Here is a 25,653-nt window from a genome sequence, read left to right as displayed (position 1 = left end):
TCAGTTCTCCTTCTGGTTGCGGCGGACGTCCGCCAGGGTGGAAAGCACGGCGAGCTGCGCGCGGTCGCGGGCCTCGGCGAGATCGGCATACGGGGTGGCGGCATACGCCTTCTCCACCGCCCGGATGACCCGCTCCCGGTCCTGCGGGTCCTGCGAGGGCTCGCCGAGGTCCAGCTGCTGCATGGTCGAGCCGATGTGTTCGGCGATATGGCGGTAGCCGCTGGGGCCGCCGCCGAGGAAGGGACCGACGGTCGCGTAGCGGATGCCGAGCGAGTGGGTGACGGTGGCCAGGTCCTCGGGGGTGATGACGCCCTGCTGGACGAGGTGGACCGCCTGCCGGTTGAGCGCGTTCTGCAGCCGGTTGCCGACGAAGCCGGGGACCTCCTGGCGTTCGACGACCGGTGTGCGGCCGACGGAGGTGTAGAAGGCGACGGCGCACCGCACGGCCTCCGCGGTGGTGTGCTCGCCGGGTGCCACCTCGACGAGGGGCAGCAGGTGCGGGGGGTTGAAGGGGTGCCCGATCAGGATGCGGCCGGCGTCCTCGATCTCCGTCGTGAAGACGGACGAGGGGATCGCCGACGACGAACTGAGCAGCAGCGCGTGTCCCGGAGCCTCCCTGACCAGGCGGGCGAACAGTTCCTTCTTGAACTCGACGCGCTCGGGCCCGTTCTCCTGGACGACGTCCGCGTCGCGCACGGCCTCGGTGATGTCGGCGGCGAGATGCACGCGGTCGGTGAGACCGTCGGTGTCCAGGCCCTGGGCGGCCAGGTGCGGCCCGAAGACGGCCAGCGCCTCGGCAGTCGCCTCCGCCAGGTCGGGGCGGGGATCGCTCACACGGACGGTCAGGCCGTGTGCGGCGAACAGCGCCGTCCAGGACAGTCCGATGGTGCCCGCTCCGATCACGGCGACGGTACGGAACTGGTCGGTCACTGCGTTTCTCCCTTCAGGCCAGGTGGCCGTCAGGTCGGGTGGTCGAAGACAGATCTCGGTGCGGACCAGCTCCTGGACGGCGATCACGCGGGAATTCGGGATTCAGTGACCGGACCGCGTGGCTCGCCGTCCTGACACAGAACCTAGAGAAGGTCGACGGAAAACGGAATTATCAAGATGGGAAAGGCGGTGTGACCGTACTAGTCACACCGAATTCCGAATCCGCCGCCGGTGGTTTGTCGGAGGCGTTATCGAAAGCCTTTTCCGAAAATTCGCGCCGCGAATTCCATTCCCGGGAGCGGGCTTCCTCGTGGTGGCGTGCGGGCACAAGGATCGTGGATGCGGGAGATGAGCCGAGGCAGGAACGGATACGCCGAGCGGATCGGCCTCTGTTCGTTCCTCGGGCATTCGCGTCTGCGGTTGCGCCTGGTGCCCGTAACGTGGGACCGCCGGTCGGTCAAGCCGGCTTCGGCGTTGTCACCGAGGCGGTTCCGTCCCGGACTGTTCGCTCACCATGTACCGCGCGTACCAGTCCGGCCAGTCCGGGTCCTCCGTGCCGGTGCGGGCCTCGTGCTCGCCGTGCGCCGCGGCCGCCCGGCGCAGAGCTCCCGCCAGGTCCTTGGCCGATGCGAACGAGGTGCTCGCGGGGTCCAGTCGCCCCGGCAGCCTGGAGGTGACCTCCTGAAGCAGCCAGCCGTTGCCGTCCGGGTCACCGAAGGACAGGAACGAGCCGTAGCTGCCGCGCTTCGGGTCCGGACCGGACACCCGGGCATCGGTGCCGGCGTGGTGGAAGACGCCACCCGCGTCGTGGAACACCTCGCTCGGGTCGGCGCCGTTCCGCGTCAGTTCGTCGTGGGCGGCCTCGATGTCGGTGACGACCAGGTGCAGGCCCTGGGCCGAGCCGGGGGCCTGGTCGGTGACCGACGTACCGAAGATGACCGACGCCGGGGAACCCGGTGGCGTCACCTGTACCACCCGGAAGTCGCCGTCGGAGGCGGCGATGTCCGCGTCGAGCCGCCACCCCAGCTTCGTGTAAAAGCCCTTGGCCCGGTCCACGTCCGACACCGGCACCACGACCACTTCGAGTTTCATGTCCATTGCTCGCGTCTTTCGTCCCGGAGGGAATGAGGGGGGTGGCGGATGCCGGTGAGGGGCGGATCCGGGCACGGGCCGTCAATGCGCGACGAGTTGCTGACCGCCGTCGATGTCGTAAGTGGCGCCGGTCAGAGCGTCGTTGGCCATGATGTGCAGGGCGAGGGCGGCGACGTCCGCCGCAGTGACCACCCGTCCGATGGGCAGCTTCTTCCTCAACTCCTCGCGCCGTGCTTCCAGTCGGTCCCCCAGGAGAGCGGCCGACAGCGGGGTGTCGACGAACCCGGCCGCGATGAGGTTGACCCGGACCGGGGCGACCTCCAGAGCCAGGTCGGCGGTCAGCGCCGGCAGTGCCGCGGTGAGGGCACCCGCCACCGCCATGCCGGGCGCGGGCCGCCGGCCGCCGGTGCCGCCGATGAACAACAGCGTTCCCCCCGCCCTGACCTTGCGGCGGCCCGCCCGCGCCACCGCCAGCATCATCGCGATGCGCCCGCCGAAGTCCCGGGCGGCGTCGGTCAGGTCGAGTTCGTCGAGCGGGGTGTACGTCGGGCTGCCCGCCGTGACCAGCACATGATCGACCGGGCTCGGCAATTCTCCGAGGAAGCGCTCCACCCGACCGGTGTCGAAGGCGTCGAACACGGCCGTGCTCCGCGGGTTCAGTTCGTCCGCGGCCTGCTGCAGACGACCGGCGTCACGTGCCACGAGCACCACCTCGCCGCCGTCCGCCCGCACCTGCCGCGCGGTCTCCAGACCCATCCCCGCGCTGCCTCCCACCACCACGACCGTCTGCCCGGCCAGGGCGCCACGCGTTGCGCCGGTTCCTGTCTCCGTCCCGCTCACGGAAGGTCACCACCGTCCGGATCGTGGCCCCCGCCGCTTCCTTCGCCCGGGACCACAACCTGCCGTCCTCGAAGGAGGAAGCCGTTGTGCAGGGCGACGCCCGGAAGGGCTGTTTCTGCGGAGGCGCAGCCCGACGCCCGCCGGGGCGCCCGCCGCCGGGCCCTCGACCGCCGGCCGCCGACTCCGAAACCTCAGTCTGTCACTCACCAGGTCGAACAGCATCCCGACGCCCGCAGCCGCCAGCCCGCGAGTACCGGCCCGCCGGGTTGCCACTCGCCCACCGACGGGGGACGTTCGAGGGGAAGAGCCGGACGGCCACCAGGTCGTAGCGCGCCGATGTATCCGTCGTAGGCGGAGTGTCCTCATGCGTTCCCGGTGGACGGGGGAGCGTTGTAGGCCTCGCCCCGGACCTGTGGCCGCGAGACCGCCACATCGGCGGGCCAGGAGGCGGTGACGGTCCCGGCCGCCGAGTTGCTCCGGGTCTCCCAGGTGATGACGACCCGGTCGAACGGCACCTCGGACCCCAGGTCGACCCGGATCCGTTGGTCGTCCTGGTGGGCGGACGACCAACGGGTGCCCGGGTCACCGTCGGTGGCGTTGCCCGGTCCTCGTGAGGAGTCGTCGACGGAGGACGCGGTGGCCGTCCGGCGCAGGGCCAGATCGGTGTCCGGTGCCGAACTGTCCAGCACCGCAAGGCTCCACATCAACGGTCAGCTCGGCCGTGCCGGTGTCGGGCAGTTCGGTGCCCACCCGGGGGCCGCCGAGTATCGCCGCCCCGGTGACAACGTTGCCGAACACTGCCCCCGGGAGGTGGACCTGTCAAGAGTCTGTGCACAGCTCTGCCCTGCTTCTATTAAATTAGTAATTATTCTTGACACGGTTTCGGCCTCGGGTCACAGTCTTCGCCGTGACGTCGTAGGCCGCTTGCCCCAGAGCGGTACGCGTCTCGATCTCCTGCTTCCCCATCCCTGGGAGACGTACGTGACTTTGCACCCGCCCGCACCCAGCCCACGGCACCACCGGTTCACCCGGGGCGCCCTCGCGGCCGCGATCGCGGTGGTCCTGGCCGCCACCGTGACCCCCGACGCCGTCGCGGAGACGGCCGCCGACCAGGGCGCGCCCGACTACTACGACAGCGGTCTCGCGCCCACGCCCTACATGGGCTGGAACACCTACTACGGCCTCGGCGCGCCCACCGAGAAGGAGGTCCGCTCCGTCGCCGACAAGCTGGTCAGCAGCGGTCTGCGCGACGCCGGCTACGACATCGTGTGGCTGGACGGCGGCTGGCAGGCCGACAACCCCCGTGATGCGCAGGGGCGGTTGACGGCCAATCCGGAGCGCTTCCCCTCCGGCATCCCGGCGCTCGTGTCCTATCTGCACAAGCGAGGGCTGCGGGCCGGTATCTACACCGACGGCGGCACCTACGACGGCGGCAAGAGCTGCGGCCTCGGCAGCCGTGGGTACTACGACCAGGACGCACGGCAGTTCGCGAACTGGAAGATCGACGCCGTCAAGGTCGACTTCCTCTGCGGGATCGGCGCGAAGCTCGATCCGGGACCCGCGTTCAAGGAGTTCAGCGACGCGGTCGCCAAGTCCGGCCGCAGGATGCTGCTCAACCTCTGCAACCCGCTCACCGACGACTGGGGCCTGCCGCACACCCCCGAGCAGGACGCCCACAACACCTACGTCTACGGCCCGGCGATCGCCGACTCCTGGCGCACCGGCACCGACATCGCCTGGGGCACCCCGAGCCCCGGCGAGTGGCCGAACATCCTGCGCAACATGGACGCCAATGCCTGGCACCCCGAGGCGCAGGGTCCCGGCCACTACAACGACCCCGACTACCTCATCCCCATGCGGAAGATGACCGACGGGACGTACGAGCTCACGCAGGAGGAGTCCACCACCCAGTTCGTGATGTGGGCCGAGATGGGCTCCCCGCTGATGCTGGGGTCCGACCCGCGGACACTGTCCGACCCGATGCTCGCCACGCTCCGCAACCCCGAGATCATCGCCGTCGACCAGGACCCCCTCGCCGTCCAGGGGGTACGGGTGGCGACCGACTCCGTCGGCGACGTCTACAGCAAGGTCCTCCAGGGACACGGCCGGCGCGCGGTCGTCCTGCTCAACCGCTCCGACCACCCGGCCGAGCGCACCGTGCAGTTCGCCGACACCGGCCTCGGCGGCCCGGTGCGCGTCCGTGACCTGCGGGCGCGTGCCGACCGGGGCACGCACACCGGGTCGTACACCGTGGAGGTCCCGGCGCACGGCACCGCGTTCCTGAAGCTGACCGGCGCCGACGCCCTGCCGGGGACGGACCTGGGCGTGACGGCCACGGCGAGCCCCGCCGTGACGAGCGACGGCTCCGCCTTCTTCCGGGGGCCGCACGGCTCGCTCGTCGAGAGCACCGGCGGCAGGACGAAGGACCTAGGTGGTCCCGCGTACGGCGGGATCCTCGGCCAGCCCGCCGCCTACGCCTCCGCCGGCGGCCGGATCGACGTCTTCGTGCGCGGCGCCGACTCGCGGGCCTACCGGCGGGTCTTCGCCGACGGTCGCTGGGGTCAATGGCGGTCTCTGGGCGGTGAGTTGACGGACGCCCCGTCCGTGGCCCTCACCGACCCCGCCCACTGGACGCTGTTCGTGCGCGGCGCCGACGGCACGGTCGTGCAGCGTGGTCCGGCCTCCGAGTGGTCATCGCTCGGCGCGCCCGGTGACCGGACGACGTACGGCCGCCCGTCCGCCGTCGTCGACGCGCAGGGGCGCGTCCATGTCGCCGTACGCACCGCCGCCGACGACGTGTGGACCCGGACGCGGGACACGTCGGGGGAGTGGTCGGCGTGGACGTCGGTCGGCGGGACCGTCAGCGGCAGCCCGACGCTGGTCGCCGCCGGGGACGCGGTGCTGCTCTATGTGCGCGCCGCCGACTACACGCTCTGGCAGCAGCGGTACGCCGACGGCGCCTGGCAGGGCTGGAGCAAGCGGCAGGAGTTCCCGAGCGCCGCGTTCGACGGATCGCTCGGCGCGGTCGCCGGCCCGGACGGAGCCGTCGACGCGGTGTTCCGCGGAGTCGACGGCCATGTGTACCGGACCCAATTCAAGTGAACGAGGAATCCATCATGGCCAACCTTCAGCCCAGCCGACGCCGGTTCCTCGCCGGGCTCGGTGCCGCCGGGACGGCGGCGATGCTCAGCGGCTGTGTCACCTCCACCTCCACCGGCAAGACCTCCTCGACGGGCCCGGTGACCCTCCAGTCCAACCTGTCCGCCCCGCAGGCCAAGACCGCGATGGAGGACCTGGTCGCGGCGTACGGCAAGAAGGGGTCCGGCAAGGCCAGCCTCAACACCGTCGCCGCCGAGACCTTCCGCACCCAACTGCCGACCTACCTCACCTCGGCCAACCCGCCGGACGTGCTCACCTGGTACCCCGGCTCGGTCGCGGACGCCTACGCCAAGAAGAACCTGCTGCTCGACCTCGACGAGGTGTGGAGTTCCTCGCCCGACCTCAAGAAGTACAGCAAGGCGCTGAACTCGCTCTGCACCTCCAGCGCCGGCAAGAAGGTCTTCGTGCCCGCCACCTACTACTGGTGGGGCATGTTCTACCGGAAGTCCAACTTCGCCAAGTGGGGCATCACCAAACTCCCCGAGAGCTGGGACGACTTCCTCGCCCTGTGCGACAAGCTCAAGAGCAAGGGCGTCGCCCCGATCGGGCTCGGCGCCGGCGGCAACACCCCCTGGGTGGCGTCGGCCTGGTTCGACTACCTCGACATCCGGATCAACGGCGCCCAGTACCACCGCGAACTCCTCGCCGGGAAGCACCGGTTCGACGACCCCGAGGTGCGCAAGGTCTTCGACCGCTGGCAGGAGGTGCTGCCGTACTTCGACCCGAACGGCGTCGCCATCCCCTTCCAGGACGCCACCACCGCCCTGCTGGGCGGCAAGACCGGCATGATGCTCATCGGCACCTTCTTCGCCGACGCGGCGCCCAAGAGCGCCCTGGACGACATCGACTTCTTCCGCTTCCCGGTCATCGACTCCAAGGTGCCGCTCGCCGAAGAGGCCCCGGTGGACGGCTACTTCGCCAGCGCCCGCTCCGGCCGCAGCAAGCAGGTCCACGACCTGATGAGCTACCTCGCCACCGCCGAGGCCCAGGAGATCTACATCAAGGGTTCCTCCGGCACCGTCCTGCCCTGCAACCCGGACGCCAAGGACGCCGGGACCGCGCTCGTGAAGAAGGGCCGCGCACACGTGGCCTCGGCCACAGAGATCACCCAGTTCTTCAACCGTGACTCCAGCGACGCCCTCCAGCCCACCGCGGACACCGCGCTGACCAAGTTCCTGGCCAAGCCCAAGCAGGTCGCCAGCATCCTCACCGACTGGCAGCGCGATGCCCAGAAGATCTGGAACGCCTGACGTGGCCGTGCTGACCGCCCCCGACCGGAAGAAGTCCCCGGTCCGCCTGCCCGTGAGCGGCAGGCGGGCCCGGGGGCCCCGGCGCACCCCGCATCTCATCCTCGCCTTCGTCCTGGTCCCGCTCCTCGCCGAGGCCGTGTGGGTGTTCTGGCCCGCGCTCCAGGGCTTCTACCTCGCCCTCACCAGGTGGGACGGCGTCTCCCCGCCGCAGTTCATCGGGTTCGGCAACTTCCGGGAGATGGCCCACGACGACGTCTTCCGCAGCGCGCTCGGGCACACCGTGCTCTGGCTGGTCCTCTTCGGCGGCCTGTCCGCCGTGCTGGGCCTCGCCGCCGCACTGCTGCTCCAGCAGGAGCGGCGCGGGGTCGGCTTCTACCGGGCCGCGCTGTTCCTGCCGGTCGTCTTCTCGCTGGTCGCCACCGCCCTCGTCTGGCAGGCGATCTACCAGCCCGACGGCGTCCTCAACCGGCTGTTGCAGGGCGTCGGCCTCGGCAGCCTCCAGCACGCCTGGCTCGCCGACCAGGACACCGCCCTGTACGCGGTGATCGTGCCCGCGCTGTGGCGCCAGATCGGCTATGTCATGGTCCTGTACCTGGCCGGCCTCAAGGGCATCGACCCCGCGCTCTACGAGGCCGCCAAGGTCGACGGCGCGAGCGCCCTGCAGCGCCTCCGGCACGTCACCCTGCCCCAACTGCGCAGTGTCAACGCGGTCGTTCTGTCCGTCATCATCATCGACTCGCTGCGCTCCTTCGACGTCGTCTGGTCGCTGACCCGCGGCGGCCCCTACCACTCGTCCGAGCTGCTGAGCACCTACATGTACTCGACCGCCTTCCAGTCCCTGCGCCTCGGCTACGGCTCCGCCCTGGCCGTCGTCATCTTCGTGCTGGCCTTCGGGGTCATCGCCTCCTACCTCGTCCGCGCGTTCCGGGAGGCCGACTGATGTCCGCCGACTCCACGGCCCTGCGCCGCAGGCGGGCCGCGACCGCCGGATTCCACCTGGGCGCGGGCGCGTTGGCCGCCCTGTGGCTGCTGCCCATCGCCCTGGTCCTGGTGACCAGCCTGCGCACCTTCGACGACATCGCCGGCCATGGCCTGGGCAGTTGGCCGCACTCCTTCACGCTGTCCAACTTCGGCCAGGCCTGGACCGACGGCGGCCAGCAGCAGGCCATGATCAACAGCCTGCTCGTCACCGTCCCCTGCGTCCTGGTGACCCTCGCCCTCGCCGCCATGGCAGCGTTCGCCCTCAGCCGCTACGAACTTCCCTTCCGGCGCGCCCTGTTGCTGCTCATGCTCGGCGGCAACCTGCTCCCGCCGCAGATCCTGCTCATCCCGGTGTCCAAGCTCAGCGAGGTGATGGGCGTCTACGACACCCTGCCCGCGCTCATCGGGGTGCAGATCGGCTTCGGCGTCGGCTTCTACGTCTTCGTCCTGCACGGGTTCATGCGGTCCATCCCGGTGGAGATCCAGCAGGCGGCGGTCGTCGACGGCGCCGGGCCGTGGCAGATCTTCTGGCGGATCATCCTCCCGCTGACCCGCCCCGCCCTGGCCGCCCTCAGCGCCCTGTCCTTCACCTGGATCTTCAACGACCTGCTCTGGGCGATCACCGTCCTGCGCAGCGACTCCAAGATGCCGATCACGGCCGCCCTCATCGGGCTCCAGGGCCAGTACGTGTCGAACTGGAACGTGATCGCCGCCGGGTCGGTCATCGCCGCCGCGCCCACGGTCGCCGTGTTCCTCCGCTTCCAACGGCACTTCGTGGCCGGACTCAACCTCGGGGCGGTCAAGTGACCCACCAGCGCTGGACCTTGCGGACGGCGAACACGAGCTACACCGTCCGGCTCTCCCCGGACGGCCCCTGGGCCGAGCTCGACGCCTGGGGACCGCTCGGCGCCGAGGACGGGCCGTCCGCCCTGGACTGGTCCCATCGCACCCACTTCATCACCCCCGCCGACGCGGCTCCGGCCGAGTATCTGCCCTACGGGCTGCGGCCGTTCACCGGTTCCGAGGTGGTGGCCTCACGCCCGGACGGCGACGAGCGCGGCATGTGGTGGGAGTTCGAGAGCGCCGAAGCGTCCGCAGGGGCCCTGCGCCTCGCCTTCACCGACGCGGTGATCGGTCTGCGGACGGTCCTCTGCTACGGGACCGTGCCGGGCACCGACGTGATCCTGCGCTGGACCGAGTTCACCGCGTCGGAAGAAGTCCGCCTGGAGCGGCTCGACTCGGCCGCCGTGAACATCCCGGTCACCGGCCCGGCCCGGCTGACGTACCTCACCGGCCAGTGGTCGCAGGAGTTCCAGCACACCCGGATCGACCTGTCGAGAGGCACGTTCAGCATCGGCAGCCTCCAGGGCGCTCCCGGGCACGCGTACGCGCCCTGGCTGGCCGTCCAGGACGGGGACGCCCCGGCCGCGTACGGCGTCTCCCTCGAATGGCCGGGCAACTGGCACGTCACGGCGGAGGCCGAGCCGGGCGGCGCCGTGCGCGTCCGCGCCGGACGGGTCCCGCACGAGGGCCTCGTCCTGCTGGCCCCCGGCGAGACCCTGGCGACTCCCCGCCTCGCCTGCGCCTTCAGCCCGGACGGGCTCGACGGCCTGTCCCGGGTCTGGCACTGCTACGAGCGTCACCTCGCCGGCGAGCGGCTGCACCGTCCCCGCAAGGTGCTCTACAACTCCTGGGAGGCCACCGGCTTCGACGTCGACGCGGCCGGCCAGCTGGAGCTGGCCAAGGCGGCCGCGGACCTCGGCGCCGAGCTGTTCGTCGTGGACGACGGCTGGTTCACCGGCCGCGCCGACGACACCGGGGGACTGGGCGACTGGTACCCGGACCCGGCGGCGTTCCCGCGGGGCTTCGGTCAATTCGTCGAGGACGTCCGGGCGTTCGGGCTCGACTTCGGCCTGTGGGTCGAGCCGGAGGCGGTCAGCCCCGGCAGCCGGCTGCACACCGAACACCCCGACTGGGCCTACCGTATCGACGGCCGCCCAGCCCGGCTCGTCCGCAACCAGCTGCTCCTCGACCTGGGCCGGACCGACGTCCAGGACTTCGTCATCGGCACCCTCGACCGGCTGCTCACCGACTACGCGATCAGCTATCTCAAGTGGGACATGAACCGGCCGCCCACCGAGCGCGGCCGCCCCGGCGCCGGTCCCGTCGACCTGGACGCCGAGCACGTCGCCGGATACCTGCGCGTCCTCGACCACCTGCGCACCGCCCACCCGGACGTCACCGTCGAGGGCTGCGCCGGCGGCGGCGGGCGCGTCGACCTCGCGACCATCGCCCGCACCGACGTCGTCTGGCCCAGCGACAACACCGCGCCCCTGGACCGGCTGCGCATCCAGCACGGCTTTTTGCACGCCCACGCGCCCCATGTGATGAGCTCCTGGGTCACCGACGCCCCCGGCATCTTCGACCGACGGGAGCGCAGCCTCGCCTTCCGCTTCGTCAACGCCATGTGCGGAGTCCTCGGCATCGGCGCCGACCTGCGCGCCTGGACGCCGGAGCAGCGGACCGAGGCCGCCCGCTGGACCGCCCGCTACAAGGAGGTCCGGGACGTCGTCCACCACGGCGAGGCCCGGCTGCTCGGGACACCGGACGACACCACCTGCGGTGTGCAGTACGACGCCGGGGACCGCACGGTCGTCGCCGCGCTCAGCACCGGCCGCCTGGACGGGGCACCCCTGCTGCCCGGCCGCCCCGACCGCCTGCGGCTGTGCGGCCTGGACCCGGCGGCCCGCTACCGGGACACGGCGACCGGAACCTCGTACAGCGGAGCCCATCTGCTGCACTACGGCCTGCCGTTCGCCTGGAGCGCAGAGCGCGACGCGGACCTGGTGGTGCTGACCCGCCTGTAGGCCGCATATGTTTCCAGCAGCTGACCAGCCAAGGAGTCCGATGGACCAGTCCGTACGACGGTACGGTGCCCGCTTCACCGGCCGTACCGCCGTGGTGACCGGTGCCGCATCCGGTATCGGAGCCGCCACCGCCGAACGCCTCGCCCGCGAGGGCGCCGCCGTCGTGCTCGCCGACCTGGCGGACGAGCGCGGCCAGGCCGTGGTGGACGGGATCACGAAGGACGGCGGCCGGGCCGCGTACGTGCACGCTGATGTCGCCGAGGAGGACGACTGGGCGCGGATCGTCACCGCCGCCCACGCCTTCGGCCCGGTCGACGTGCTCGTCAGCAACGCCTACACCGTCGACGTCGTACCCGCCCACGAGATGTCCCTGCCGTCCTGGCAGCGGCAGCTCGCCGTCAACCTCACCGGCGCCTTCCTCGGCTTCAAGGCGGTGCTGGCCGACCTGCGCGCCCGCCGCGGCGCCGCGCTGCTCACCTCGTCGGTGCACGCCCACGCGGGCATCCCCGGCCACCCCGCCTACGCCGCCGCCAAGGGCGGACTGCTCTCCCTGTGCGGGCAGCTCGCCGTCGAGTACGGGCCCGAGGTGCGCGTCAACGCGGTGCTGCCCGGGCCGATCCTCACCGGGGCCTGGGACCGGGTGCCGCCCGAGGAACGGGAACGCAGCGTCGCCGGCACCGCCGCCCGCCGGTTCGGCACCCCCGAGGAGGTGGCCGCGGCGATCGCGTTCCTCTGCGCCGACGAGGCCTCCTACATCACCGGCTCCGGTCTGCTGGTGGACGGTGGCTGGAGCGTCGTGAAGGCCTCCGCATGATGCCCTTTGAACAGAAAGGCTGTACGACATGACGCCCTACGCCCGCCGCGGTGTGCACGGCCAGACCGTGGAGGCCCTGGCGCGCCGCATCCTGGGCGGTGAGATCCCCGAGGGGGCCACGCTCGACCTGGTGGCGCTCCAGAGCGAACTCGACGTCAGCCTCACCGCCCTGCGCGAGTCCCTCAAGGTGCTCGCCGCCAAGGGCATGGTCGACGCCCGCCAGAAGCGCGGCACCTTCGTGCGGGCCCGCGCGGACTGGAACCTGCTCGACGCCGACGTGCTGCGCTGGCAGTTCGAGGGCGGTCGTACGACCGACGCCGACCGGTCGCTGCTGCACAACCTCGCCGAGGTCCGCGCCATCATCGAACCGGCCGCCGTACGGCTCGCCGCCGAGCGCCGCACCGACACGGACCTGGTGGCCCTGGAGGAGGCGCTGGACGCGATGGGGCGGCCCGAGACCGACCCGGGCCACGCCGTCGACGCCGACCTCGCCTTCCACCGCGCCCTGCTCGCCGCCACCCACAACGAGCTGCTCGAACGCATGGAGATGGTGATCGAGTCGGGGCTCGCCCACCGCGACCGCATAGTGCACAGCTCCCCGCACAGCGAGGACCCCGTCCCCGCGCACCGAGCCGTCCTGGACGCGGTGCGCGACGGCGACCCCCGCGCGGCCGAGGCCGCCATGCGCGCCCTGCTCGCCCAGGCCGGCCGCGACCTGGCCCGGCTGGACGGCCCGGACGACGGCACGACCGGTCCGGACGGGACGACAGGCACCGACGACGACACGAAAGGCAGCGGCGACAAGTGAAGATCGACCGCATAGAGACCTTCCTCGTCCCGCCGCGCTGGCTGTTCTGCCGCGTCGAGACCGACGAGGGAGTGGTCGGCTGGGGCGAACCCGTCGTCGAGGGACGGGCGGAGATCGTCCGCGCGGCGGTCGACGTCCTCGCCGAGTACCTGGTGGGCCAGGACCCGTTGCGCATCCAGGACCACTGGCAGGTGCTCACCAAGGGCGGCTTCTACCGGGGCGGCCCCGTCCTGTCGAGTGCCGTCGCCGGGCTCGACCAGGCCCTGTGGGACATCGCGGGCAAGACGTACGGCGCGCCCGTGCACGCCCTGCTGGGCGGTCCCGTGCGCGACCGGGTCCGGGTCTACGCCTGGGTGGGCGGTGACGAACCCGCCCAGCTCACCGAGCAGATAGCCGCCCAGGTGGAGGCGGGCTTCACCGCGGTGAAGATGAACGCCGCCGGGGCCACCTCGCCGATCACCACGCCGGCGGAGACCGCGTCCGTGGTCGCCCGGGTGAGCGCCGCCCGGGACGCCCTGGGCCCCGGCCGCGATGTCGCCGTCGACTTCCACGGCCGCTTCACCGCCGCGAGCGCCCGCCGCGTCCTCACCGAACTCGCCGCGCTGCACCCGCTGTTCGTGGAGGAACCCGTCCTCCCCGAACAGGGGCATCTGCTGCCGGGACTGGTCACGGCGAGTTCCGTCCCGTTGGCCACCGGTGAACGCCTGTACTCCCGCGGCGACTTCCTGCCCGTCCTCGCCGCCGGTATCGCGGTCGCCCAGCCGGACCTGTCCCACGCGGGCGGCATCTCCGAGGTGCACCGCATCGCCTCGCTCGCCGAGACCTACGGCGCCCAGCTCGCCCCGCACTGCCCGCTCGGGCCCATCGCACTGGCGGCCAGCCTCCAAGTCGCCTTCGCCACACCGAACTTCCTGATCCAGGAGCAGAGCCGGGGCATCCACTACAACAAGGACGCCGACCTCCTCTCCTACCTTGTCGACCCCGAACCCTTCCGCTTCGTCGACGGCCACGCACGGCGCGGAGACGCCCCCGGGCTCGGCATCACCGTCGACGAGACGGCCGTACGCGCGGCCGACCGGGCGGGGCACAGCTGGCGCAACCCGGTGTGGCGGCACGCCGACGGCTCCTTCGCGGAGTGGTGACCATGCCACTCGACGTCGTGACCGACCTCTTACGCGGCGGCCGTTGGACCTCGCTGCGGCACGGCGGACGCGAATGGCTGTGGCGGCGCGAGAGCCCCGAACGCGACGGCGTGGCACCGCGGGACGCGTTCGTGGACGCGGGGGGACTGGAGGAGTGCGTGCCCACCGTGCGCGGCACCCCGGACCACGGGGACGCCTGGTCCCGCGCCTGGACGCGGGAGAGCGACGGAGAGAGCGTCCGCTGCGACGACTTCACCATGACCCGCACCCTGCGCACCACGCCCGACGGCGTCGAAGCCGCTTACGTGCTGACGGCCGAGCCCGGTTTCCGCTTCCTCTGGGCCGCCCACGCCCTGCTGGACCTCTCCGAGGAAGCCCTTTTGAAGGCCCCGAAGGGTGCGCCCACCCGGCTCTTCCCGGAGGCGGCGCCCCTGTTGGGCCACCCCTGGCCGGACGGCGCCCCCTGGGTGGAAGGTGTCTGGCCCGCACCCCTCGGACTGCGTCTGGACCGGTTCGGACCCGACGACGGTACGGCGGTCGGGGCCGTGGTGGCGGGCGGCCGGTGCTGTGTGCACGACGGCGACGACCGGCTCGCCCTGGCCGTGGCGGCGGAGGGGCAGCCGCTGTCCGTCGCCCTCTGGCGCAACCTCGGCGGCTTCCCCGCCGGCCGGCCCTATCGCAGTACGGGCGTCGAGCCCATGCTCGGCCGCGTCTTCGACCTCGCGGAGGCGGGCCCGGACGACGCGGCCCGCGTTCCCGCCTCGGGCGAGGTCCGCTGGCGGCTCACCGTGAGCACCCACTGCCACTGCCCCTGAGGAACGGGGCAACCGAGGAGCCAACGCCCCGAGGACCCAAGTATCCAAGGAAGGAGCCCTGTTCATGGACCTGCGAGCCGCCCTCGCCTCCCGCCGACTGCTCGCCATCGTGCGCGGCGGTGACCCGGACGCCGCCCTGCGCACCGTGCTGACGCTGGCCGAGGAGGGCATCGAACTGATCGAGGTGTCACTGAGCGGCGCGGACGCGCTCGGCGTCCTCGCCCGGGCCCGCAAGGAGCTGGGGCCCGACCGGCCGCTGGGCGCCGGCACAGTGCTGACCGCCGCCGACGCGCACGCCGCCCACCGCGCGGGCGCCACCTTCGCGGTCACCCCCGGCCTCGGCGCCGGCGTCGACACCGCGGTGGGGCTGCGCATGCCGGTCCTGGCGGGCGTGCTGACCCCCACCGACGTCATCGCCGCACAGGCCCGTGGCGCGGCCGCCCTGAAGCTCTTCCCCGCCGCCGAGGCCGGGGGAGAGGGGTATCTGAAGGCGCTGCGCGGCCCGTTCCCCGACACCGCGTTCGTCCCGGTGGGCGGCGTCGACGTCGACGCCGCCCGCGCCTACCTGACCGCCGGTGCGACCGCTGTCGGTGTCGGCTCGCCCCTGGTCGGCGACGCCGCCGACGGCGGCAGCATCGCCGGCCTGCGCGACCGGGCCCGCGCGTTCCGGGCCGCCGTACGGACGGAAGGACAGGCATGACCGCGCCCTGGCGTCCGGCCCCGGGACGCGTCGTCTGCGTGGGCGAGACCATGGCGGCCCTCGCCCCCGACCCGCCCCGGCCGCTGGCGGACGCCGAACACCTGCGCGTGTCCATCGCGGGCGCGGAGTCCAACGTGGCCATGTACCTCGCGGACCACGGCGTTCCCGCCGTCTGGATCTCGGCCCTCGGCGACGATCCGCTGGGCCACCGGGTGCGCGCCGCGGTCGCCGCCGCCGGGGTCGACGTCACCCATGTGCGCACCGACCCGCACCGGCCCACCGGTCTCCTCCTCAAGAACCCCGGCCGCACCGGAACCCGCGTCCACTACTACCGGACCGGCTCGGCGGCCGCGGCCCTCGGCCCCGACCTCCTCGACGCCGAACCGCTGCGCTCGGCCGCCCTTCTGCACATCACCGGCATCACCCCCGCCCTCTCCCCGTCGTGCCGCGACCTGGTGACCCGGGCCCTCGCCACTGCGCACACCCGACGCCCCTACGCCATCAGCTTCGACGTCAACCACCGGGCCGCCCTGTGGCCGGACGGCACCGCACCGGCGGTGCTGCGGGACCTCGCCGACCGGGCCGACATCGTTTTCGTCGGCCTCGACGAGGCACAGGCGTTGTGGGGCGCCGACCTGACCGTCACCGGTCTGCGGCACCTGCTGCCCGGCCCGCGGATCCTCGTCGTCAAGGACGGCGCCCGGGCCGCGACGGCCGTCACCGGGAACGGCGTGTGCACCGTGCCCGCGCTGCCCACGACGGTGGTGGAACCCGTCGGGGCCGGCGACGCGTTCGCGGCGGGCTTCCTGACGGGGCTCCTGCGCGGGGAGACCACCACACGCGCGCTCCGGCTCGGCCACCTCACCGCGGTCTCCGCGCTCAAGGTCACGGGAGACCACGGGCCGCTGCCCGACCCGGCGGACATCGAACGGCTCCTCGCCCTGACGGCCCCGGACTGGGCACGGCACCAGGGCGGACGGACGGATCGAGGCGCTGCCATGGCATCGGGGGGCGGGCCTGGAGCATGCGATTCCGGATACAAGTTCGGACGGTAACCGCCGCCCAGAAAAACACGTGGACTCAGTGACCGTCGTCACGGCACACTTCCCTTTCCTGACCTGCCGATTCCAGGCCGCCGCGGACATGCGACGGCCGACTCGGCATGCCGTACGACGACTACACAGGGTTGATATGACATCCTCAGTCGATTTACCTGCGACCGGACCACGGCAGGGCGCGGTCCTGCTCGCGCTTCGTTTCTACGGACGGGAGCTGGCCCGGCTCAAGCGGTTCACACTGCCCGCACTGCTGCTGCCCGCGCTCGGCAACATCGGAATCAACTACCTGGCACCGCTGGTCGTGGCCAAGCTGGTCGGCCGGATCGCCGACGGCCACGGCCTGGGCCTCGGCACCACACTGCCGTACGTCCTCGGCTTCGCCGGTGTCCTGCTGCTGGCGGAGGCGCTCTGGCGGATCGGTCTGCACTGCCTGAACCGCCTGGACGCGCTCGGCATCGAGCAGTTGTACGTCATCGGCATGGACGAACTGTTCGCCAAGGACGCCGCGTTCTTCCACGACAACTTCGCCGGATCGCTCACCAAGCGGGTGCTGAGCTTCGCCACCCGCTTCGAGGAGTTCGGCGACACGCTCACCTTCAACATCGTCGGCAGCTTCGTACCGCTCGCCTTCGGCTCGGTCGTGCTGTGGCGCTACGAACCGCTGCTGGTCGTCGGGCTGCTGACGATGATCACGATCACCGGTGCGTGCGTCGTCCCGCTGATCCGCCACCGGCAGCGGCTGGTCGCCCAGCGGGAGGAGGCCATCGCCCGGGTGTCGGGGCATGTCGCCGACAGCCTGATGAACATGGACACGGTCCGGGCGTTCGCGGCCGAGGAGCGGGAGGCCGCCGAGCACCGGTCGCGGGTCGCCGAGTCACGGCGGCGCCAGCTGCGCTCCTGGGACTACGGCAACCTGCGCATCGACACGTTCGTCGCGCCGATGTCCGTGGCGACCAATGCGCTGGGGCTGCTGCTCGCCGTCGCGCTGGCCGGTGGCGGGCACCGCGTGGAGGCGGTCGTGGTCGCCTTCACGTACTACTCCAACGCGACCCGGATCATGTTCGAGTTCAACCAGATCTACCGGCGCATGGAGAGCTCCATGACGGAGGCGGCCCAGTTCACCGAGCTGCTCCTGGACCCGCCGTCCGTGCTCGACCCGGAGGTTCCGGAACCGCTCGCGCCACAGGCCGCCGGTGTCCGCTTCGAGAAGGTCTCCTTCACCCACTCGGGTGCGAAGCCCTTGTTCGAGGGGCTCGAACTGGATGTACCCAGCGGGTCGAAGTTCGGGTTCGTCGGCCGCTCGGGCGGCGGCAAGACCACGCTGACCCGGCTGCTGCTGCGGATGACGGACATCGACGGCGGCCGGATCACCGTCGGCGGCCAGGACATCAGCAGGCTGCGCCAGGCCGACCTGCGCAGCCAGATCGCCTACGTCCCGCAGGACCCGGCGATGTTCCACCGCACCCTGCGGGACAACATCGCCTTCGCCAGGCCCGACGCCACCGACGCCGAGATCCGGCTGGCCGCCGAGGCCGCGCACGTCACGGAGTTCGCCGACACGCTGCCGGACGGCTTCGCCACCATGGTCGGTGAACGCGGCATCAAGCTCTCCGGCGGCCAGCGCCAGCGGGTCGCCCTCGCCCGCGCGATCCTCCGGGACGCCCCGATCCTGCTCCTCGACGAGGCGACCAGCGCGCTGGACTCGGAGAGCGAGATCCTCGTCCAGGAGGCGCTGTGGCGGCTCATGGAGGGGCGCACGGCACTGGTGGTGGCACACCGGCTGAGCACGGTCGCCTCCATGGACCGGCTGGTGGTCCTGGACCGAGGCCGGATCGTCGAGCAGGGCACGCACCACGAACTGCTCGCCGCGGAGGGCGCGTACGCCAAGCTGTGGCAGCACCAGTCGGGTGGGTTCCTCGACGAGGGGCCGCAGCCTGCCGAAGTGCACTAGGCGCTCCACCGGGGGAGCCGGGGGCGCGTTGTCGGCCGGCTGCGGCGCCGTCGTGGCTTGTCGCGCAGTTCCTCCCCCAGCCTTCGGCCGGGGGTACCCCCAGCGCCCCTTCGGGGGCGCGCTGCCGAGCCGTGCCCGATTTTGCTCGGTCTGCTCGGAAGACGCCTGCCGGGTGCGGGTGGGTGGTAGACAGGTGATCATGAGTGACCTGTCTGCCACCGCCCGCCCGGGCGGCATCCGATGACCGCCGGTGTCGACACCCCCGACCGCCGGGGCCGCACCGGCCTGGACCGCACCGGCCTGGACCTGACCGGCAATCCGCGTGTGAAGGTCCGGGAGGTGAAACTGCTGTCCAGCAACTGGTACGTCGAGCGGGCCACCACCTTCGACTACCAGCACGCCGACGGCACCTGGCACACCGAGGAGCGCGAGACCCACGACCGCGGCAACGGCGCCACACTGCTCCTCTACGACGCCGGCCGCGAAACCGTCCTCCTCACCCGCCAGTTCCGCTTCCCGGTGTATGTCAACGGCCACCCCGACGGCATGCTGATCGAGACCCCGGCGGGACTCCTGGACGACGAGGCCGAGCACCCGGAGCACGCGGTCCGCCGGGAGGTCGTCGAGGAGACCGGCCACACCGTCGGCGAGGTCCAGCACGTCTTCGACGTCTACATGAGCCCCGGCTCGGTCACGGAGAAGATCTCGTTCTACGCCGCGTCCTACGGCCCCTCGACCCGCACCCACGAGGGCGGCGGCCTGGACGAGGAGGGCGAGGACATCGAGATCCTCGAACTTCCCTTCCGGCGCGCCCTGGAGATGATCCGCACCGGCGAGATCGCCGACGCCAAGACGATCATGCTGCTGCAGTGGGCGGCCCTGGAAGGCCCGTTCGCCCGCCGGTGATCCGGTCAACGCCCTTGACCTGAAGCGCACTTCAAGCTGAAGACTCCCGAGCGTGCACCCGAACCCCGGGTGCGCGAACGGAGGAGACGGCATGAAGTACCGCACCATCGGCACCGACCCGAAGACCCGCCGCGACGTCAGCGTCCTCGCGCTCGGCGCCATGCTCTTCGGCTCCCGCACCGACGAGAAGGCCTCCTTCGCAGTCCTCGACCGCTATGTCGAGGCCGGCGGGAACTTCATCGACACGTCCGACAACTACGCCTTCTGGGAGGACGGGAGCCAGGGCGGCCAGAGCGAGGAACTGCTCGGCCGCTGGCGGCGCAGCCGGGGCGTCGGCGACGAGATCGTCATCGCCACCAAGCTCGGCGCCCGCCCCCTCGCCCCCGGCACGAGCTACACCGACAACCCGGAAGGCCTGTCCGCGAAGGTGATCCGGGAGTCGGCCGAGCGCAGCCGCGAACGCCTCGGCGTCGAGAAACTCGATCTGCTGTACGCCCACATAGAGGACCCCACCGTCCCGCTCCGCGAGACCGTCGAGGGCTTCGCCGCACTCGTCGAAGAGGGCATCGTCGGCCTGCTCGGTGCCAGCAACCACGCCGTCTGGCGGCTGGAACGCGCCCGCGCCCTGGCCGCCGCGGCGGGCCTGCCCGGCTACGAGGTGCTCCAGTACCAGCACAGCTATCTGCGCCCGCGCACCGACATCCCCGACGACCTGTTCCCCGACGGCAGCCTCGGCGGTACCGACGCCCAGCTCCGCAGCTATCTGCGCGCGGAGCCGGACCTCACCCTGGTCGCCTACTCACCGCTGCTCAAGGGCGCCTACACCAACCCCGCCAGGGAACTGCCCGCCGACTACGACCACCCCGGCACCCCGGCCCGCCGCACCGTCCTCGGCGATGTGGCCCGGGAGACCGGTGCGACCCTCAACCAGGTCGTGCTCGCCTGGCAGTTGGGCGGGCCGCTGCCGGTCGTCCCGCTGGCCGGGGCGTCCTCCGTGGCCCAGCTGGGCGAGAACCTCGCCGCCGTGGACCTGGAGCTGACGCCCGGCCAGCGGGCCCGCCTGGACGCGGCTCACTGACCGCACCGTCACCGGCGGCTACTGACCGCGCGGCTCCCGTACGACGGCGATGTCGCCCGGCGCCACGGTGACCGTGCCGTCGGCCGGCTTGCCGGACAGCAGCTCCACCGAGCCCGGCGCGACCGGGAGTTCGGCGCCCTGACCCACGTGGTCGATCACGAACACGTAGTCCGCGTCAGCACCGCGCCGCCGGGCCACCTCCACGCCCGCCGGGGCGGTGCGGACCGCGGCCACGCCCGCCTCGGCGCGGATCCGGTCGAGCAGCCCCGCCAGGGTGTCCGCGTCCGGCAGCGTCGCCACGTACCAGGCCGCGCCCGAGCCGTAGCCGTGCCGGGTCACCGCGGGTACCCCGGCGAGCGGGCCGTCGGCGTACGACGTCACCGCCTCGGCGCCCTCCAGCCGCACCCGCTCCGACCAGAGCGACCCGGTGCCGCCCTCGCTCAGCGCCACCCGCTGTTCGGGCAGCAGCGGGAACAGTTCGTCCGTGAACACGCCCAGCAGCTCCCGGAAGGCGCCCGGGTAACCGCCCAGCCGTACATGGCAGTTCTCGTCCACAGCGCCGCTGTGGAAGCCGATGACGAGGCTGCCGCCGGCCTCCGTGAAGGCCGCCAGGTTCGCCGCGCCCGTGTCGTCCACGAGGTACAGGTTCGGGGCCAGCACTGCCTTGTACGCCGACAGGTCCGCGTCCGGGCGGACGAAGTCCACGGCCACCCCGGCCCGCCACAGCGGCTCGTACCAGGAGCGGACCACGTCCAGGTAGCGCAGTTGCTCCGTCGGCTGGGAGGGCAGCTCCACCGCCCAACGGGCGTTCCAGTCCCAGACGATGGCGACCTCGGCCGTGCCGGTGCTGCCGCGTACCTCCGCCAACGCCCGCAGGTCCGCACCCAGTCGGACCACGTCACGCCAGATCTGGCTGTCCGTGCCCGCGTGCGGCAGCATCGCCGAGTGCCACTGCTCGGCACCCGCCTTCGCCGCCCGCCACTGGAAGTAGGCGATGCCGTCCGCGCCGTGCGCCACATGTGCGAGCGCGTTGCGACGCAACTCCCCGGGGTTCTTGGCCCGGTTGACGGGCTGCCAGTTGACGGCGCCCGTCGAGTGCTCCATCAGCAGCCACGGGCCGCCCGCCAGCGACCGCATCAGATCGCCGCTCAGCGCGACGTCGATCTGCGACTCGGGGTCGGCCGACATCAGGTAGTGGTCGTTGGCCACCACGTCCAACTCGGGCGCCCAGCGCCAGTAGTCGAGGGCGTCGAAGTTGTACATCACCATGAAGTTGGTGGTGGCGGGAATGGTGGGGGCCGCCTCCCGGAGGACGTCACGCTCCGCCTTGTACAGCGACAGCAGTTCGTCCGAGCAGAAGCGCCGCCAGTCCAGCTGGTGCGTCGGGTTGGGTACGGCGCCGGTCGCGCGGGGCGGCAGGATCTCGTCCCAGTCGTAGTACCACTGGCTCCAGAAGGTGGTGCCCCAGGCGTGGTTGAGGGCGGCCAGGTCGTCCCCGTACCGGGCGCGGAGCCAGACACGGAAGGAGGCCGCGCTGGTGTCGCAGTAGCAGGCCGCGTTGTGGCAGCCGTACTCGTTGTGGACGTGCCACATCTTCACGGCCGGGTGGCTCGCGTACCGCTCCGCGATAGCGCCCGCGATCCTGAGCGCGGCCTCGCGGTAGGCGGGGCTGCTCGGGCAGAACGTCTGGCGGCTGCCGTACGACAGGGTGCGGCCGTCGTGGTCCACCGGAAGCGCCTGGGGGTGGGCGCGGAAGAACCAGGCCGGGGGAGCGGCCGTGGGGGTGGCGAGGTCGGCGGCGATGCCGTTCTCGTGGAGCAGGTCGAGGATCCGGTCCATGCGCGAGAAGTCGTAGACACCCTCGGAGGGCTCCATGAGCGCCCACGAGAAGATGCCGACGCTCACCATGTTCACGCCCGCCTCGCGCATCAGGCGGACGTCCTCGTCCCACACCTCCTCGGGCCACTGCTCGGGGTTGTAGTCGCCGCCGTAGGCGATGCCCGGGACGGAGAGGCTTCGGTCGCTCATCGGTCAGCTCCGGTCAGAAGGCGGCGGGTCGTCTCCACGCCCCACTGGTCGAGGGAGAGCAGGCGGTCGCTGGAGGCGACCAGACCGCCGACGGCCTCCACATGGGCCGCCCAGCGGGCGCGGGTCTCCACGGCGGGGCGGGCCATCAGGCAGTCGGGGTCGTTGGTCCAGAGGCGGTTGTGCTGCCACTGGCGGCCGGCACCGGTGAACTCCGCCGGGTCCTGGCCGGGTTGGCTGTAGTCGTCGGCCTCGGAGCGGCGGTGCGGGGCCGTGTCGGGGCTGACCCGCATCGCGTCGAACAGGCCGATCGAGGGGAGGATCGGCGCGCCGCAGCCGAGGAGGTAGGCGTCCGCGCCGATCGCCTCCCGGATCAGGGCGATGCCGAGCCGGTAGGCGGTGAGCGCGTCGGCGCCCGAGTGCCGAACGCCGTCCAGCGCGCCCGCGTAGAGGAAGTCGACCTTGAAGTAGTCGTAGCCCTCGGTGCGCAGCGTCGCGAAGACGTCGGTGAGGTAGGCCGCGGCGGCCGGGTGGGTGGTGTCCAGGACGTACAGGTCGTGACCCCAGTTGCGGCCCGCGTGCAGCGGGCCGCCCTCGGGGTCGCGGACCAGCCAGGCCGGGTACTTCGCGGCGAGCTCGCTCGCCGGGTCGACCAGGAAGGGCGCCGTCCAGATGCCCGCCCGGCGGCCACGGGCCCGGATGGCGTCCGCGATGCCCTGCCGGGACCGGAAGCGGCCGGAGAGCGTCAACCAGTCGCCCAGCGCCTTCTGGTAGCCGTCGTCGATCTGCACCACGTCGATCGGCAGGTCGAGGGTGTCCATCGCACGGAGGTTCTCGTGGATGTCGTCCTCGGTGACGGCCGTGAAGTACTCGTACCAGGAGCACCAGACCGTGGGCGCCGGGCGGGGTGCCGGCAGGGCCAGGGAACCGGCCCAGTCGGCCAGCACGGCCTGGACGTCCGTGCCCGTCCACTCCTTGACCGTGCCGTCCGCCGTCACCTCCGCGACACCGCCCGCGATGGTGAGGCGGATCGACGGCACCTCGTGCAACGGGTCCGTCGCCGCCCAGAGCCGGACCGGGGAGCCGTCGCCCGGGTCGAGCGCCAGCAGGCCCTCGCCCTGGAAGGCCCCGGCGGGCACACTGCGGCCCGGGCGGTAGCACACGGTCGCCCAGTTGTCGTTCGTCGGGCGGTGGGGCGAGGCGCCGAGGGCGTAGGAGCCGCTCGGCGACCAGGACTGCCAGCCCTCCTCGTGGACACGGGCGGAGCGCGTGTCCACGGGCACGGAGGCGACCGGGGTGAACGGGTTGTGCACGGGGTTCTCTTTCACGGGAGGCCGAGTGCGTGCGCACCCGGCCGGGTGGAGCCGGATCAGCCCTTCGCGGAGCCCAGGGTCAGACCGCTGACGAACTGCTTCTGGAGCACGAAGTACACGATCAGCGTCGGGATCGCGGTGAGCAGCGAACCGGCGGCGACCAGGTTCGGGTCGGTGAAGTACTGGCCGGAGAGGTTGTTCAGCGCCGAGGTGATCGGCATGTTCTCACCGGTCGAGATCAGCACCAGCGCCCAGAAGAAGTCGTTGTAGATCCAGATCGACAACAGGGTCGCCAGGGCCGCCATAGCCGGCTTGCACAGCGGCAGCGTGATCTGCCAGTACAGCCGCCACACCGACGCACCGTCCACCAGCGCGGCCTCGGTCAGCTCGTGCGGCAGCGACCGCATGTAGTTGCTGAGCACGAACGCGCAGAACCCGGACTGGAACGCCACATGGATCAGCACCAGGCCGAGCGCCGAGTCGTACAGCTTGCCGCTCGCGGTGATCCCCGGCAGGTTCGTCAGCAGGTACATCCGGTACAGCGGGGTGATGATGACCTGCTGCGGCAGCAGGTTGCCCGCGGTGAACACCAGCAGCAGGAACAGGTTGATCCGGAAGTCGAAGCGGCTGACGTAGAACGCGACCATCGACGACAGGAACAGCGTGAGCAGCACGGCCGGGACCGCGATGATCAGCGTGTTGCCGAAGTAGTGCGTCATGTCCGACTGCGTGAACGCGTTCTTGAAGTTGTCGAAGTTCAGCGTGTGCGGCCAGGACAGGTAGCCACGCGCGCTGGTCTCGCTGTACGGGCGCATGGCCGAGAAGATCGCCCACAGCAGCGGGGCCAGCCACGCCAGGGCCGTACCGGCCAGGAACACGTGCAGCAGGACGCGGGCCGGGCGGATCGGGGTGCGCTGCTTGGCCAGCGCGCTCACGGTGCTCATGCGCGCCGCTCCTTCCGGAAGGTCGCGATCAGGTAGGGAATGATCACGATCAGGGAGATGAACAGCAGCACCACCGCGATGGCCGAGCCGTAACCGATGCGGCTGGACTCGCCGATGATGTTGTTGGTCACCAGGATGGAGAGCAACTCGGTGCCCTGGGCGCCCTTGTTGAAGACGAAGACGAGGTCGAACGCGCGCAGCGCCTCGATGATCGTGACGACCAGGACGACCGTGTTGGTCGGGCGCAGCGTCGGGAAGATGACGCTCTTGAACGTCTGCCACTCGTTGGCGCCGTCGAGGGCCGAGGCCTCCCGCAGCGACGGGTCGACGCTCTTCAGGCCGGCCAGGTACAGGATCATCATGTAGCCGGTGTGCCGCCAGGACGCGGCGATCAGCACGGCCCACAGGTTGAGCTTCGGGTCACCGATCCAGTCGATGTAGTGGCCCGGCTTGTTGGCGCCGATGATGCTGTTGATCAGGCCCGTGTCCGGGTTGTAGATCAGCTGCCAGACGAACCCGATACACGCCAGGGAGATGACGACCGGGAGGAAGAACGCGGTCTGGTAGACCCGGCTGAACCGGATCTTCTTGTCCAGCTGCACGGCCAGGAACAGGCCGAACGGGGTCGGGATCAGGATGAGGACGACGAACCAGATGACGTTGTGCTGGACGGCCGGCCAGAACTGCGGGTTGTCGGTGAAGAGCTGATGGAAGTTGTCGAACCCGACCCACTTGATGGAGTCGAAGCCGATGCCGTCCCAGGAGGTGAAGGCGAGGAGGATAGAGGCCAGGGCGGTCACCCAGACCAGGACTACATGCAGGATCGTCGGCACGCCCGCCATGAAGGCGAGCGTGATCCGGTCACGGCGGGTCAGCAGGCGCTTGTGCCCCTGCTGGATCCGCTTCTTTTCGGACGCGCGCCCAGGAGGCGGCACGGCGGCCGCCTCCTGGGACTTCGTGGGGGTGTCGGTGGTCATTCA

Annotated in this window: 22 protein-coding genes; 14 read left to right on the top strand and 8 right to left on the bottom strand. The window is 71.4% G+C overall.

Translation table 11 applies throughout. The features are described from left to right. From EDD90_RS05215 to EDD90_RS05200, 4 genes are all read right to left on the bottom strand, one after another. Window positions 1–930 carry a 3-hydroxyacyl-CoA dehydrogenase NAD-binding domain-containing protein gene (locus EDD90_RS05215; RefSeq protein WP_123971973.1) on the bottom strand — a complete coding sequence of 310 codons (930 nt, stop codon included), beginning with the start codon at window positions 928–930 and terminating at the stop codon, window positions 1–3. Window positions 931–1,407: 477 nt separating this feature from the next. After that, window positions 1,408–2,022 (bottom strand): VOC family protein, encoded by a 615-nt coding sequence (locus tag EDD90_RS05210; RefSeq protein WP_311737197.1) that lies wholly within the window; start codon window positions 2,020–2,022, stop codon window positions 1,408–1,410. Window positions 2,023–2,103: 81 nt separating this feature from the next. Next, the gene (locus tag EDD90_RS05205) at window positions 2,104–2,862 is read right to left on the bottom strand and encodes an SDR family oxidoreductase (RefSeq protein WP_221305064.1); all 759 of its coding nucleotides are present in this window, start codon (window positions 2,860–2,862) and stop codon (window positions 2,104–2,106) included. A 362-nt stretch (window positions 2,863–3,224) separates the two neighbouring features. Continuing rightward, window positions 3,225–3,551, bottom strand: coding sequence for a discoidin domain-containing protein (locus EDD90_RS05200; RefSeq protein ID WP_260327645.1), 327 nt, complete (start codon window positions 3,549–3,551; stop codon window positions 3,225–3,227). Window positions 3,552–3,849: 298 nt separating this feature from the next. Between EDD90_RS05200 and EDD90_RS05195 the strand changes: the two genes are divergently transcribed. The 14 genes from EDD90_RS05195 (at window position 3,850) to EDD90_RS05130 (ending at window position 20,391) form a co-directional block, all read left to right on the top strand. Beyond that, window positions 3,850–5,964, top strand: coding sequence for a glycoside hydrolase family 27 protein (locus EDD90_RS05195; RefSeq protein ID WP_260328684.1), 2,115 nt, complete (start codon window positions 3,850–3,852; stop codon window positions 5,962–5,964). A gap of 14 nt (window positions 5,965–5,978) precedes the next feature. Further along, a complete protein-coding gene (locus EDD90_RS05190; protein ID WP_123971969.1) occupies window positions 5,979–7,271 on the top strand; it encodes an ABC transporter substrate-binding protein in 1,293 nt (430 codons plus the stop codon). A 1-nt stretch (window position 7,272) separates the two neighbouring features. Continuing rightward, window positions 7,273–8,211 carry a carbohydrate ABC transporter permease gene (locus EDD90_RS05185; RefSeq protein ID WP_123971968.1) on the top strand — a complete coding sequence of 313 codons (939 nt, stop codon included), beginning with the start codon at window positions 7,273–7,275 and terminating at the stop codon, window positions 8,209–8,211. Next, window positions 8,211–9,059, top strand: coding sequence for a carbohydrate ABC transporter permease (locus tag EDD90_RS05180; protein ID WP_123971967.1), 849 nt, complete (start codon window positions 8,211–8,213; stop codon window positions 9,057–9,059). The genes EDD90_RS05185 and EDD90_RS05180 overlap by 1 nt, the downstream gene beginning before the upstream one ends. Continuing rightward, window positions 9,056–11,119 (top strand): alpha-galactosidase, encoded by a 2,064-nt coding sequence (locus EDD90_RS05175; RefSeq protein ID WP_123971966.1) that lies wholly within the window; start codon window positions 9,056–9,058, stop codon window positions 11,117–11,119. The genes EDD90_RS05180 and EDD90_RS05175 overlap by 4 nt, the downstream gene beginning before the upstream one ends. 40 nt (window positions 11,120–11,159) lie before the next feature. After that, window positions 11,160–11,933, top strand: a complete 774-nt coding sequence (locus tag EDD90_RS05170) for an SDR family NAD(P)-dependent oxidoreductase (RefSeq protein WP_123971965.1) — start codon at window positions 11,160–11,162, stop codon at window positions 11,931–11,933. Between the two features lie 28 nt (window positions 11,934–11,961). Next, complete coding sequence (locus tag EDD90_RS05165) at window positions 11,962–12,741, top strand: FadR/GntR family transcriptional regulator (RefSeq protein WP_123971964.1); 780 nt, start codon at window positions 11,962–11,964, stop codon at window positions 12,739–12,741. Next, window positions 12,738–13,883, top strand: a complete 1,146-nt coding sequence (dgoD, locus tag EDD90_RS05160) for a galactonate dehydratase (RefSeq protein WP_123971963.1) — start codon at window positions 12,738–12,740, stop codon at window positions 13,881–13,883. The genes EDD90_RS05165 and dgoD overlap by 4 nt, the downstream gene beginning before the upstream one ends. Before the next feature lie 2 nt (window positions 13,884–13,885). Continuing rightward, the gene (locus EDD90_RS05155) at window positions 13,886–14,698 is read left to right on the top strand and encodes a hypothetical protein (protein WP_123971962.1); all 813 of its coding nucleotides are present in this window, start codon (window positions 13,886–13,888) and stop codon (window positions 14,696–14,698) included. A 64-nt stretch (window positions 14,699–14,762) separates the two neighbouring features. Beyond that, window positions 14,763–15,398, top strand: a complete 636-nt coding sequence (locus EDD90_RS05150; protein WP_123971961.1) for a bifunctional 4-hydroxy-2-oxoglutarate aldolase/2-dehydro-3-deoxy-phosphogluconate aldolase — start codon at window positions 14,763–14,765, stop codon at window positions 15,396–15,398. Then, window positions 15,395–16,453, top strand: coding sequence for a sugar kinase (locus tag EDD90_RS05145; protein WP_123971960.1), 1,059 nt, complete (start codon window positions 15,395–15,397; stop codon window positions 16,451–16,453). Before EDD90_RS05150 ends, EDD90_RS05145 begins: the two co-directional genes overlap by 4 nt. A 136-nt stretch (window positions 16,454–16,589) precedes the next feature. After that, window positions 16,590–18,407: an ABC transporter ATP-binding protein gene (locus tag EDD90_RS05140; protein WP_260327644.1), complete on the top strand. Its 1,818-nt coding sequence runs from the start codon at window positions 16,590–16,592 to the stop codon at window positions 18,405–18,407. A gap of 240 nt (window positions 18,408–18,647) precedes the next feature. Beyond that, window positions 18,648–19,313, top strand: coding sequence for an NUDIX domain-containing protein (locus tag EDD90_RS05135; RefSeq protein ID WP_123971959.1), 666 nt, complete (start codon window positions 18,648–18,650; stop codon window positions 19,311–19,313). Between the two features lie 91 nt (window positions 19,314–19,404). Beyond that, window positions 19,405–20,391, top strand: a complete 987-nt coding sequence (locus EDD90_RS05130) for an aldo/keto reductase (RefSeq protein WP_123971958.1) — start codon at window positions 19,405–19,407, stop codon at window positions 20,389–20,391. 18 nt (window positions 20,392–20,409) lie between these two features. Here EDD90_RS05130 and EDD90_RS05125 read toward each other — a convergent pair whose 3' ends face one another. Genes EDD90_RS05125 through EDD90_RS05110 form a run of 4 tightly spaced genes read right to left on the bottom strand, consistent with a single transcriptional unit; the run spans window position 20,410 to window position 25,650 of the window. Then, window positions 20,410–22,419, bottom strand: a complete 2,010-nt coding sequence (locus EDD90_RS05125) for a beta-galactosidase (RefSeq protein WP_123971957.1) — start codon at window positions 22,417–22,419, stop codon at window positions 20,410–20,412. Next, window positions 22,416–23,729, bottom strand: a complete 1,314-nt coding sequence (locus tag EDD90_RS05120) for a glycoside hydrolase family 36 protein (protein ID WP_123980902.1) — start codon at window positions 23,727–23,729, stop codon at window positions 22,416–22,418. Before EDD90_RS05120 ends, EDD90_RS05125 begins: the two co-directional genes overlap by 4 nt. 56 nt (window positions 23,730–23,785) lie before the next feature. Next, on the bottom strand, window positions 23,786–24,673 hold the full coding sequence (locus EDD90_RS05115; RefSeq protein WP_123971956.1) for a carbohydrate ABC transporter permease: 888 nt from the start codon (window positions 24,671–24,673) through the stop codon (window positions 23,786–23,788). After that, entirely contained in the window at window positions 24,670–25,650 is a 981-nt protein-coding gene (locus EDD90_RS05110; RefSeq protein WP_123971955.1) for a carbohydrate ABC transporter permease, read from the bottom strand. The genes EDD90_RS05115 and EDD90_RS05110 overlap by 4 nt, the downstream gene beginning before the upstream one ends. Between the last annotated feature and the right edge of the window lie 3 nt (window positions 25,651–25,653).

It is taken from the genome of Streptomyces sp. Ag109_O5-1, from assembly GCF_003814875.1.
Lineage (GTDB): Bacteria > Actinomycetota > Actinomycetes > Streptomycetales > Streptomycetaceae > Streptomyces > Streptomyces sasae.
Note: the sequence above shows the minus strand (reverse complement) of the source record. Positions and strands in the feature narration are given on the sequence as shown.

Bases quoted from the DNA above. Each gene is read 5' to 3' on its own strand.
- EDD90_RS05170 (WP_123971965.1), top strand. From the start codon at position 11,160: ATGGACCAGTCCGTACGACGGTACGGTGCCCGCTTCACCGGCCGTACC.
- EDD90_RS05145 (WP_123971960.1), top strand. From the start codon at position 15,395: ATGACCGCGCCCTGGCGTCCGGCCCCGGGACGCGTCGTCTGCGTGGGC.
- EDD90_RS05130 (WP_123971958.1), top strand. From the start codon at position 19,405: ATGAAGTACCGCACCATCGGCACCGACCCGAAGACCCGCCGCGACGTC.
- EDD90_RS05155 (WP_123971962.1), top strand. From the start codon at position 13,886: ATGCCACTCGACGTCGTGACCGACCTCTTACGCGGCGGCCGTTGGACC.
- EDD90_RS05125 (WP_123971957.1), bottom strand. From the start codon at position 22,419: ATGAGCGACCGAAGCCTCTCCGTCCCGGGCATCGCCTACGGCGGCGAC.
- EDD90_RS05180 (WP_123971967.1), top strand. From the start codon at position 8,211: ATGTCCGCCGACTCCACGGCCCTGCGCCGCAGGCGGGCCGCGACCGCC.
- EDD90_RS05150 (WP_123971961.1), top strand. From the start codon at position 14,763: ATGGACCTGCGAGCCGCCCTCGCCTCCCGCCGACTGCTCGCCATCGTG.
- EDD90_RS05140 (WP_260327644.1), top strand. From the start codon at position 16,590: ATGACATCCTCAGTCGATTTACCTGCGACCGGACCACGGCAGGGCGCG.
- EDD90_RS05115 (WP_123971956.1), bottom strand. From the start codon at position 24,673: ATGAGCACCGTGAGCGCGCTGGCCAAGCAGCGCACCCCGATCCGCCCG.
- EDD90_RS05165 (WP_123971964.1), top strand. From the start codon at position 11,962: ATGACGCCCTACGCCCGCCGCGGTGTGCACGGCCAGACCGTGGAGGCC.
- EDD90_RS05110 (WP_123971955.1), bottom strand. From the start codon at position 25,650: ATGACCACCGACACCCCCACGAAGTCCCAGGAGGCGGCCGCCGTGCCG.
- EDD90_RS05135 (WP_123971959.1), top strand. From the start codon at position 18,648: ATGACCGCCGGTGTCGACACCCCCGACCGCCGGGGCCGCACCGGCCTG.
- EDD90_RS05190 (WP_123971969.1), top strand. From the start codon at position 5,979: ATGGCCAACCTTCAGCCCAGCCGACGCCGGTTCCTCGCCGGGCTCGGT.
- EDD90_RS05210 (WP_311737197.1), bottom strand. From the start codon at position 2,022: ATGAAACTCGAAGTGGTCGTGGTGCCGGTGTCGGACGTGGACCGGGCC.